We start from the raw sequence: 11,009 nt of genomic DNA, 5'->3' as shown, positions 1-11,009 counted from the left end.
CGTTTTTGCCCTACTTTCCGAACCAGCAAACGGGAAAAGCACCTCAATGCGGCAGCGGTCCCGGATCACGCCGTAGAAATAGGTTCCCAGAACGGCCCCTGCTATGGAAATCAGAATGGCCCAGTACCCGTGCCCCAGATTCACAAACAACGGCCCCGGGCAAGCCCCCACCAACGCCCAACCCAGCCCGAAGATGGTGCCGCCCAGCAGATAGCGGGCAACAGTCTTTTCCTTGGGTTGAAAGGTGATGGGGTGGCCCTGCACGTCTCTCAGGTGGAACTTCTTGATGGCAAAGACCAGCACAATGCCCAACACCACGGCCGTGCCGATGATCCCGTACATGTGAAAACTCTGGAACCGGAACATCTCCTGAATACGGTACCATGAGATGGCTTCAGACTTGCTCATCACCACGCCAAACAGAAGGCCGGTCAGGATGAATTTTATTCCTTTCATTTTTTTCAAGCTTTTAAGAGAACAGCCACGGCAGCAGCAGGTGGGTCGTGATCAGGCCACCCAGGAAGAACCCGATCACCGCCACCAGTGACGGCCACTGCAGGTTAGAAAGGCCACTGATGGCGTGCCCAGACGTGCAACCGCCCGCATACCGCGTCCCAAACCCAATCAACAGGCCGCCTACCAGCAGCAGCAGAAAGCCTTTTACACTCATGACCGCCTCCAGCCCGAACAGCTCCTCTGGCTGCAGCCCCCTGGGCGCGGAAAAACCCAGGGCCTGCAAGTCCTGCACGGTGGCCTGTGAAATCTGCACCGCCTGCCCGTTCTGGAGAAACGCCTCAGAGAGCCAACCGCCCAGCACCGTTCCCACCAGAAACAGCAGGTTCCAGCGCTGCTCCCGCCAATTAAAATCAAAGAACGGCACCCGCTTTCCGGCGCCGCAGGCCGCACAGATCACCCTGAAATTAGAAGAGAACCCAAACGACTTCCCAAAAAACAGCAGCAGCCCCATCACCACCGCAATCACCGCCCCAGACACATACCAGGGCCACGGCTGCGAAAGATATTCCAGCATTTTTTCCATTTTCATTACCGTAGGTGGAAACCAGGCGCCGCCAGGTCTCCCACGTTTACTTTACTAATTGATTGTTCAAGCAACCCCTTCTGACTTTCCTAAACAGGAAACAACAGAAGCATTTCTGGCCATGGGGTATCCTCCGCAAAGCCGCTCCCAAAGCCCTTTTGCCTGTGCGCAAGCGTTTGCCTGTGCCAACGGTTTCAGATGATACGGTACTCCAGTGGTACGTAAGCAACCTAGCCCTCGCAGGAGGGGAATACATCCGCAGAAGCAGCAGGGGAATGTCATTTCCAGCGAAGGCGCCAGCAAATAAACCGCTTCCCTTATGGCCAGCAGATTACGCAGCAATAGACTCCCCGCTTCCTGGTGTAAGAGGAGAAACGTTCCACTGGAGACCCCAGCACAGCAGTTCTCTACCACAGGCACCAGTGTATGCTTGCACCAGCGCCAGGCACTTCCTTATTTTAACGTAGAAGGACAGACAAACTCGGTTCTGGGCACGTCTGTCTCGGCAATGGCTTTGAAGCCCCCGGCTACGTCAATTAAATTGTCAAAGCCCCTGGCCTGTAAGATAGACGCTGCCACCATAGAGCGGTAGCCGCCGGCGCAGTGCAGATAAACCCGTCTGTCTTTAGGGATCTCTGCCAAGTGCTCATTCAAGGAGCTCAGCGGCAGGTTGAGGGCACCGGCCACGTGTTCGGCGTTAAATTCGCTTTGCTTGCGCACGTCTATGACCAGAGGCTGCTCTATGGCAAACCGGCGGGCAAACTCCTGGGCTGAAATGGACTCCTGTGACGCTACTTCTTTGCCCGCAGCCTCCCAGGCGGCCAGGCCGCCTTGCAAATAACCCAGGGTGTGGTCATAGCCCACCCGGGCCAGGCGGGTCACCACTTCCTCTTCGCGGCCCGCATCTGAGACAAACAAAATGGGCTGCTGAATATCTGGGATCAGCTCCCCCACCCACGGGGCAAAACTTCCGTCCAGGCCAATGTTGATGGCGTTGGGGATATGACCGGCGGCAAAATCAGCGGCTTTTCTGGTGTCCAGCACCAGCGCCCCGGCTTCATTGGCCGCGGCCTCAAAGGCAGCCGGGGAAAGTGCCTGCAGGCCCTGTGTCAGGACGTGCTCAATATTGGCGTAGCCTTGCTTGTTCATCTGCACGTTGAGCGGGAAATACCCCGGCGGCGGCAACAGACCGTCTGTCACCTCTTTGATGAACTCCTCTTTGGTCATATTCGCCCGGAGGGCATAGTTGGTCTGCTTCTGGTGCCCCAGCGTGTCAAAGGTTTCTTTGCTCATGTTCTTGCCGCAGGCTGAACCGGCCCCGTGCGCGGGGTACACCAGCACGTCATCTGCCAGCGGCATAATCTTGGCCCGAAGGGAATCATACAGATACCCCGCCAGCTGCTCTTTGGTGAGGTCAGATTTGGCGGCCAGATCAGGCCGGCCCACGTCCCCAATGAACAGGGTGTCTCCGGTGAAGAGGGCGTAGTCTTTCCCGGTTTCGTCTTTGAGCAGATAGGTGACAGACTCCATGGTATGGCCCGGGGTGTGCAGCACCTGCAGGGTCACGTTCCCCAGCGTCAGCACCTCGCCGTCCTGGGCCAGATGGGCTTCAAAGGCAGGGGTGGCGGCGGCGCCGAACACAATCTGGGCCCCGGTGGCCTGGGCCAGATCTACGTGGCCAGACACAAAATCTGCATGAAAATGGGTCTCCAGCACGTATTTGATACGGGCTCCGTTTTTCTGGGCCTGCAGCAGGTAGGGTTTTATCTCACGGAGCGGGTCAATGATGGCGGCCTCGCCGTTGCTTTCAATATAATAGGCTCCCTGCGCCAGGCAGCCGGTATAAATCTGTTCTACTTTCATAGGGTTACTTGTCTTTAGCGGTGACAAAGTTCTATAGGATTTCACCGGGGTTCAGTGACTTTGGTCACTTACCCGTGATTAAAGGAAAAATTCTTTTAGTATAATAAATAGGCCCATGGCCAGCACAAACCACCCGAAGTTCTTTTTCAGCCGCTGGCTGTCTACTTTATGGGCAATGCCCGCGCCCACAAAAATACCCAGCACCGCCAGCGACGAGAACGACAGCAGAAAGGCCCAGTTAATGGGATAGTGCCCCAGATCCCCCAGAAACCCAATGAGCGAGTTGCTGGCAATAAGCACCAGTGACGTGCCCACCGCCATTTTCATGTCCAGGCGCAGCAGCAGCACCAATGCCGGAATAATCAGAAAGCCCCCGCCCGCGCCCACCAGCCCTGAGACCAGCCCCACAAAAACCGCCTCCAGAAAGGTAAGCAGCAGGCTCAGCCTGCGGCTGGAGAATCCCTGCCAGCTCAGAAAGAACCCGCTTCTGATCATGCTCAAAGACGCCATGACCATGAGCAGGGAGAACAGCACCATGAGAAACACCTCTTTGGTTACCACCAGCGTGTGTACCTCAAAAAATGTCTGGGGCAGGGCCGGCACCACATACAAACGGGTGAAATAAATGGTCAGCAGAGAGGGCAACCCAAAGGTGAGCACCGTCTTAAAACTCACCAGCCCCTGCCTGAAGAACCGCACCCCGCCTACCGCACTGGTCACCCCCACCACAAACAAAGAGTAAGAAGTGGCCAGCACCGGGTTCAGCCCTATGAGGTACACCAGAATGGGCACCGTTAAAATAGAGCCGCCGCTTCCGGTCAAACCCAGTGACAGCCCTATCAACAATGCCGAAATGTACCCCAGTATCTCCATGTATTCTGTTTTGGTAGGGCAAAGGTAAAAGATACTTTGGGCTGTCACAGTGACTTTTGTCACAGAGGCGTTTTTAGCCTGTTTTCTGAAAAGCAGGCCAAAAACAGGAAGGAGCCGCTTAGAGACTTACGCCAGCCCGTGTAGCTCAATAAAGTTCCGGTGCAGGGTGAGCACGCCCCGCTGCTCCAGCTTTTTGAGGAGGCGCGAAATGACTTCGCGGGAGCTGTTCAGTTCTTGGGCAATCTGCTGGTGCGACAGTTTCAGGTGGTCTCCCTGCACCTGCCGGTGGCGTTTGAGGTAGAAAAGCAGCCGCTCATCCAGGCTTTTAAACGCGACGGCATCTAAGGTCTGGAGAAGTTCCTCAAACCGCTGCCGGTAGGTGCCAATGACAAACGCATGCCAGCTGGGGTATTGGGTCAGCCACCGCTCCGTCACGGGCAAGGGCACCAGCAGCACCTGGGCCGGGGTCACGGCCTGCGCCGAAATGGCACTCTGCTCCTCTCTGGCCGCGCACAGCATAGACAGGGCACAGGCGTCTCCGGGCTCCAGAAAGTACATGAGAAACTCATTTCCCTCTTCGTCTTCACGGTACACCTTCAGGAGCCCGCTCAGCAGCAGCACAGATGACCTCAGAAACTGCCCCGTGCGCACCACCACCTCCCCTTCCTGCAATTGCCGGTGCGTGCTCTTTTGCAGGAGCTCATCCCGCAGCGCGGGCTCCAGATGGGGGAAATGTTGCTGCAGAAGGGCGGGCAGGTGGCTCATGTGACGGTGAAGGGTTACATACGTTCAGGCGGGCTAATTTCAATCTTTTATGGCACAATTCCTCCGGTCAGGTACTCCGCTTAAAATTATCTGCTTATTTTAGAACCTGATTTATGCGCCTTTTCTATGCCACTGCTTCACCCACCCCATTCTGCCCACCAGAGAATTCACAACCCAGTATTGGCCCTCTTCATTGCTGCAGGCGGTTATGAAGACACCAAGGGAGAAAGCTGTTTTTAGCCTGTTTCCTAGAAAACAGCCCGAAAACAGAAAATATATTCAGGCATATCTTTCAACATTTCACCACCCGCTAACCCATGGCCACCGCCACCCCCACCACGGCTGAGAAGATAGAGACCTACTTCACCCATGCCCCTGCTTTTGCGCAGCCTATCTGTGACAAGATCAGAAACGCCATTAGCCGGGCTGACCCGGCCTTGAAGCCCAGCTGGAAATGGAATGCACCAGTGTATGAGAAAGCCGGCCCCGGCATGGTTTGCGCCATTTGCATTTTCAAGAAACATGTCAACCTCTCTTTTTTTCAGGGGGCGCTTCTTCTAGACCAGCATGGGTTGTTCACCAGCGGCCAAGATGCCAAAGCCCTGCGCCGCATCAAGTTCACAGATGTGGCGCAGGTGCCAGAAGCGTTGCTGGTAGAATACCTGCAGGCAGCGGTGAAACTGCCGGCTGGTACGGCGGCAAAATCTACAGAACGGGATCTGCTGGAGATACCAGAAGACCTGAAAGCAGCGCTGCAGGAAGGCCAGCAGCTGGAAAAGTTTGAGCAGATGGCCTACACCCACCGCAAAGAGTACCTGCGCTGGGTCCAGGAAGCCAGAAAGCAGGAAACCCGTGACAGCCGCATCCTGAAAACGGTGGAGCGCATGGCCATTGGGAAAAAATTCAGCTGACTTCCTTCAAGGCCTCTGTTAGCTCCCGCAGAAACTCCCGGTGCTCCCCCAGATGGTAAATAGCAGTTTCTATCTCCTCAGTAGAGGCATAGAGGCAGCTCCCGTAGGTCATGTGCAGGTATTTGGCCGTGAGTTTGAAAGGCACTTCAAAACCGTCTGGCAATTCCGGGTCAGCGCCCACGGCGAGCAAAAAAACAGTTTTCCCCGCAAGTTTCCGCCCAAGGCTTTTTTGCACCGTCACCAGATCTGTGAGGCGGTCAAAAAAGGTTTTCAGCAGGCCGCTCATGGCATACCAGTACACGGGCGTGGCAAACACAATGACCGGGTGCCGCAGCATCTGCTCCACCACCCTCGCAAACGCATCTTGAGGCCCATAGTCATTCTCATAACGGTAAGGCCCAATAGGATAATCAAGCAGGTCAAGCAGCGTATGCGGTGTATCCTGGAATACTTTGTCCAGCAGTTGTCTGGTATCACTGTCTTTTCGGGCACTGGCCAGCAGGATGAGCGGTTTCTGGTGGGGCATGGTTTTCAGCCGATGATGCGTCTTTCAAGGTAGTAGTTTCTGACTTTCTGGCCCTACCACCGGGCATGAACTTTTCCGTTTTCGGCCTGTTTTGCAGAAAACAGGCGAAAACGGAAAACGATGGGAAGCATGGGATGGAGGAAACTTGTCATTCTCCTGAAGCGGAACAGGGAGGCGAAACGCAGTGACCGAAGCCCCACCCCAACCCCCTCCCAAGTGGGGAGTATCTGGTATAAGTGGGGCAAGTGGCGGTATACCCGTACCTCAGCAATGCGTGAACCAGCAGGTGTCAACATCCCCCTCCACCCCCTTCAAAGGGGGAGAATAGAAGTGAGTCCTGAGTCTTGAGTCTTTAGTCCTTTCTTTTCATCTTAGGCAGTTCAGCACGAATGAGGCAGCAATGCCTTGCCTGGTTTCGCAACCGTGCCGCGGGGGCAGACAGAGACCGCCCATCACGCCGCTCTTCCGGATTTACAATCCGGAAGCAGGTACTGAGGGATTTGTAATCCCCGTTACGCCTCCTTTGAACAACTATTACTGCGGATTGCAAATCCGCGGGGAGTTTTGATTCGGGATTGCAAATCGCGAACAGCGGAGAAAGTAAAAGCCCTCTGCCTCTAAGGGGGCAGTGTTCGGGAATGCGTGGGGGCGTATAGCATACGCCCCTACAGCAATGCGCGTCCTCCTGTGTAAACATCCCCCTTCGCCCCCTTCAAAGGGGGAGTATTGAAGTGAGTTCTGAGTCTTGAGTTCAGAGTCCTTTCTTTTCATCTTAGGGAATTCAGCACGAATGAAGCAGCTATGCCTGCTCTCGCTGCCGCGCCGCAAGGGCAGCCAGAAGACCGCCCATCATCTGTAGGCACGAGTCTGGGACTCGCGCCAGCGCGTGAGTATCAGCTGGCGTTAGAAGGCACGGAAGTAACTTCCGCGCCATAAAGGGCAGAAGAAGCAGAAGCAATGTGAGGCTGCCACCCCATGGAAGCTGAAAGCTTCCGCCATTATAGGTCCAAGTTGGAAACTTGAACCAGAGAAAGTGACAAACAAACAACAATGAACAATCAACACTTCTGCTAGTGGCACCTGGGTTAATTAGCACTTCTGCCCCTGGCTGATGTGCGCAGCACGGGCTCGCCACAGGCTAGCGGATCAGCAGTGGTTACCTACAGAGGCAGACAGAGTAAGTAAGGCAGTAATAGCAAAGGAACCGAAACCAGTCCTGGGGGTGAGCGCCTCTGTTAATACGGTGCCGCTTCGGCGGCAAGGCCGGAGGGCCTAGTTTTAACAGCAGTGCTCACCGCCAGGACGGGCCCCGCGGCCGTGAGCGCTTACCGGAAAAGATGAAACAACACAGTGAGTGAGGCACCGGAGCAAGCGGCACCGCCATGGGAACAGCAGACTACGCATTGCCACTGCAGCCGCCGCTAGCCAAGGGAACAGCAGACTACGCATTGCCACAGCAGCCGCTAGCCAAGGAAGCACCAGAATACACATTCCAGCGGAAGCAATCAACCCTACAAGATATCCTGCAAGCCGCACTAACTGAGACTCCCTAGCTTTAGAAAAGCCCTTCCTTACTCCACCACATGCGCCACAAACTGCGACAGATTGGTGATGATCCCGCGTTCGCGCCGGAACCCGATGGCACAGCCTTCACCGGCCCAGAAGACGCCGGCTTGGTAACGGTAGCCCTGGCTGTCTTGCGGAAGCTCGGCCCACGCCTGGTACACCTGCGGCTGACTGCCGTAATCCCCAGTAGTGGAGGCCACCTCTGAAAGCTCGCGCACCTGAATGTTCTGGCCCTCCCTCCCAAAAAAGGGCTTGGCCACGGATTTCCCCGCAAAGACCTGGAAATCAGCCTGGAGCAGCAGCGGGTGGTATGGAAACTGCTGCCACAGCCACGCCAAAAACCCTTTACTCTGAAAGATAAGCGAGTACGCCGGGTTGGCAATGACCACGTTGCGCGAAAACTGCAGGTCCACCACATCTGTGCACAGCTCGGGCTCCAGTTCAGCAAACAGCTCCCACGGCACCAGCTTGAACAGGAACGGGAACTTGCGCCACTGCTCTGCCCCGGTCTGCGCCCAAATACCGCGTTCGGCCCCCAGCATAGACACCTCCATCTCATCTGCGGCACAGATATGGGTGTCAAACCCGGCTTCGCGGGCGGCCTCGGCCAGTACCTGGCAATTGGTGAAATCCTCTTTGCTTCCGCCCAGGTAAATCAACAATAGGGCGGGCTCCAGGTCAGGATTCAAGCCTTTCCAGGTGAGGAACTGCTCCACCAGCGCCTCATATAAGCCGTTGGCCTGCTGGTTCTCGTTTTTTCCGGCGGCAGCCAGGCTGGCCCACTGCACCACCGCCGTCTCCGGAACAGACGTGGCCGTGTCAGCGTTGAACTCCAGCAGCTTCACCCCGTCTGGGGTTTGCGCAAAGTCAAAGCGGCCGTACAGATGCCAGTGGCGGTCATCGTTCCAGGAATGCCGCACCGCCCGCCACAGCCGCTCCGGAATCCCAATTTTCTGCAGGAAGTCATCGGGCAGCTCATCGGGCACCGCCTCTACCATCATCTGGTACAGGGTAGAGGCCGCTTCCAGCAGGTCATCTGCCTGGGCCTGCGGCAAGACTACAGCTTCGCCGGAAAGGTAGGTTTGGCACTCCTCCTCCACCACCCACTCCCAACCCATCTGCTTGACCATTTGGGTGACGTCGCCGTGGTGCGGAAGAAGTTTTACAGGCTGCGGTTGCTCTGGCATTTTAAAATTGCTGATGGTTGATTGTAGACTGTAGATTGTTTGGGAAGGTTCGTTTCAGATATACCGCCCGCTTTTTGGGTATTTTGCTTTTCTCACCTTGAGAGTTCCTTCTCCTTTTGTCATCCTGAAAGGAACTTTTGGGCGAACTAGACAAACTTTAAATAAAAGCGCCTAAGGCTTTCTGCAAAACCAGGAGGTGATTTCTGTTTTCGGCCTACTTTTTGAAAAACAGGCCGAAAACAGGAATTGGTTGGTTTTATCTTTTGGCACTTAAACACTCCTTATTTTCTTGCGATAATAACACAGAGATAGCAGATGCTTCCATAGTCGGCCACTGTTCCCTAAGATCCTTTCAGGATGACAAAAGGGTAGTTACGTGTTTTACGAGCTCTATAGAACGATAGAACGCTAGCAGCACTAGAAAAATAGTTACCCCCCAAAGCCCCCAGACCGCCCCCCAAAGGTGCCGGAGCGGCTGCTGCTGGGGCGGGTGGAGCGCACCCCGCCAGAGGAAGTGGCCGGACGGCTGTAAGCGCCGGTGGTGCCTCTAAACGCCTGGGCGCCGCGGCTGCGTTCAGTGGCAGTCTGCTGGCGCCACGCCTCGGTGCGTTGCAGGGTGCTGGGGTTGGCGTAATAGCGCGGGTTGGGAGACATCATACGGCCGGCCATGTAGCCAATGCCGCTCCACATGAGCACGTTCATCAGCCCGAAACCAGAGCCGTTGTGCGGGTTGGCCTGCGTGTACTCCTGCATGCGGCGCTCCAGCTCCAGCCCTTGCAGCGTGTCTACCTGCCCGTTGTTGTGCTTCAGGATGGCCATCACCTGCCCCGCCCCGGCGGGACGCTCGTCTGTGATTTTCCAGTTGTCTGGGCTTACCTCGGTCATCTCAGTCACCACCCCCTGGGTATAGGCGGGAGCACTTTCACCGGCATTCCATTCAGTTGAGGCCTCATTGCGGGCAGAGCGGTTGTCTGAGCAGGAAGTAAGACCCAGGCACGCAGCGGCGCTCACCAGCAACACGTTGCGCGAGAAATCACCAATAAGGAAGTAACGCTTTTTCATAACAGTGAGTACGGAAGCCGTTTCTGGCTTGTTTTTGTAAAAGTAGCTCTAAAACAGAAATCTACCCATAAGTCGCCCGGCGGCGGTAAATATTACTACTCCCACAGCGGGTAGTGCTCCAGGTTCACTTTCTTCTGGAAGAAGATCTGGGTGGAGGCCTCAAAGGAGGCGGTGTAATCAGAGACATAGAAATGCGGTTCGCCCAGCAGCTGGGGAGCCGCCATGTTTAGCGCCTGCAACACCTGCCCCACGTGCCGGGCCACCAGCTCAGAGGCATCCAGCACCTGCACGGCGCCCTGGTAAAAAGAATCAATCTGCTCCTTTATAAGGGGGTAATGGGTGCACCCCAGGATCAACGCCTCAATGCCGGCCAGCGCGGGGTCAGACAGATAGGTCTGCACCACGCTCTCTGAGATGGTGTTGTTGAAAAAGCCTTCCTCAATCATGGGGGCCAGCAACGGCGTGGCCAGTGATTTCAGCTGCACCCCCCGGTCCAGCCCGTCAATCTTCTTTTTATAGACATTGGAGTTCACGGTCTGCTTGGTGCCAATCAACCCCACCGTTTTTTGGGCAAATTGCTCCCCCACATACGCCACCACGGGATCAATGACATTGAGCACATGGGCCTTGCTGCCAACGTACTCCCGCACCAGCTCATACGCCGCCGCCGAGGCAGAATTGCACGCAATCAAAATAATTTTACAATTCTGTCTAATCAACAGGTCACAGATTTTTACGGCGTAAGCCTGTATAGCAGCGGTAGATTTGTCACCGTACGGCAGGTGGGCCGTGTCTCCAAAATACACCAGTTGTTCCTCGGGCAAATGGGTTTTAATGGCTTTTGCCACGGTTAAACCACCTATTCCGCTGTCAAACACCCCAATGGGGCGTTGCCTTTTCTCTTGTTGCATCAGCAATTTTTATGATTACCAGAAACCGTCAAAATACACACCCGTATAAATACCCATATTCGTAAAATACAAACCAAAAATGTACTTTTCCGAAACAACACCTAAAACGATGGCGTAAAAGACCATACAAGTTGAAACTAAAAAAGGAGGAATAAAAATGAAAATGTTATCAACCCGCGCCCACGGGATTATGGATTATCTGGTGGGCATTTTATTGATTGCGGCTCCGTTCATCCTTGATTTTGACCGTGGCGGCGCCGAAACCTGGGTTCCCATTATAGTGGGTGCTGTTATTTTACTGCAGAA

Annotated in this window: 11 protein-coding genes; 2 read left to right on the top strand and 9 right to left on the bottom strand. The window is 55.2% G+C overall.

All coding sequences use genetic code 11. From position 1 onward, the window contains the following. From A8O25_RS21170 to A8O25_RS21150, 5 genes are all read right to left on the bottom strand, one after another. Positions 1–456, bottom strand: a 456-nt coding sequence (locus tag A8O25_RS21170) for a DUF6691 family protein (RefSeq protein WP_066839473.1), incomplete at its 3' end; no start/stop codon positions are given. Between the two features lie 13 nt (positions 457–469). Further along, a complete protein-coding gene (locus A8O25_RS21165) occupies positions 470–1,045 on the bottom strand; it encodes a YeeE/YedE family protein (protein ID WP_338152781.1) in 576 nt (191 codons plus the stop codon). A gap of 447 nt (positions 1,046–1,492) precedes the next feature. Then, positions 1,493–2,902 carry an MBL fold metallo-hydrolase gene (locus tag A8O25_RS21160; RefSeq protein ID WP_066839471.1) on the bottom strand — a complete coding sequence of 470 codons (1,410 nt, stop codon included), beginning with the start codon at positions 2,900–2,902 and terminating at the stop codon, positions 1,493–1,495. A gap of 78 nt (positions 2,903–2,980) precedes the next feature. After that, positions 2,981–3,838, bottom strand: a complete 858-nt coding sequence (locus A8O25_RS21155; protein ID WP_338152780.1) for a sulfite exporter TauE/SafE family protein — start codon at positions 3,836–3,838, stop codon at positions 2,981–2,983. Positions 3,839–3,901: 63 nt separating this feature from the next. Next, a complete protein-coding gene (locus A8O25_RS21150; RefSeq protein WP_066839469.1) occupies positions 3,902–4,540 on the bottom strand; it encodes a Crp/Fnr family transcriptional regulator in 639 nt (212 codons plus the stop codon). A 317-nt stretch (positions 4,541–4,857) separates the two neighbouring features. Here A8O25_RS21150 and A8O25_RS21145 point away from each other — a divergent pair, with 317 nt between their 5' ends. After that, on the top strand, positions 4,858–5,451 hold the full coding sequence (locus A8O25_RS21145; RefSeq protein WP_066839467.1) for a DUF1801 domain-containing protein: 594 nt from the start codon (positions 4,858–4,860) through the stop codon (positions 5,449–5,451). Here A8O25_RS21145 and A8O25_RS21140 read toward each other — a convergent pair. From A8O25_RS21140 to murI, 4 genes are all read right to left on the bottom strand, one after another. Then, positions 5,444–5,977: a flavodoxin family protein gene (locus A8O25_RS21140; protein WP_066839465.1), complete on the bottom strand. Its 534-nt coding sequence runs from the start codon at positions 5,975–5,977 to the stop codon at positions 5,444–5,446. The genes A8O25_RS21145 and A8O25_RS21140 overlap by 8 nt on opposite strands. A gap of 1,571 nt (positions 5,978–7,548) precedes the next feature. Then, on the bottom strand, positions 7,549–8,730 hold the full coding sequence (locus A8O25_RS21130) for a glutathionylspermidine synthase family protein (RefSeq protein WP_066839461.1): 1,182 nt from the start codon (positions 8,728–8,730) through the stop codon (positions 7,549–7,551). A 429-nt stretch (positions 8,731–9,159) separates the two neighbouring features. Continuing rightward, positions 9,160–9,792 (bottom strand): Cj0371 family chemotaxis-regulating polar lipoprotein, encoded by a 633-nt coding sequence (locus A8O25_RS21125; RefSeq protein WP_066839459.1) that lies wholly within the window; start codon positions 9,790–9,792, stop codon positions 9,160–9,162. 95 nt (positions 9,793–9,887) lie between these two features. Next, positions 9,888–10,703, bottom strand: a complete 816-nt coding sequence (murI, locus tag A8O25_RS21120; RefSeq protein WP_066839456.1) for a glutamate racemase — start codon at positions 10,701–10,703, stop codon at positions 9,888–9,890. Positions 10,704–10,860: 157 nt separating this feature from the next. On the opposite strand from murI, the gene A8O25_RS24425 reads away from it, so the two are divergent. Further along, positions 10,861–11,009: SPW repeat domain-containing protein (locus tag A8O25_RS24425; protein ID WP_193788627.1), on the top strand; the 149-nt coding region annotated here is incomplete at its 3' end.

The sequence above is a fragment of the Rufibacter ruber genome, assembly GCF_001647275.1.
Classification (GTDB): domain Bacteria; phylum Bacteroidota; class Bacteroidia; order Cytophagales; family Hymenobacteraceae; genus Nibribacter; species Nibribacter ruber_C.
Note: the sequence above shows the minus strand (reverse complement) of the source record. Positions and strands in the feature narration are given on the sequence as shown.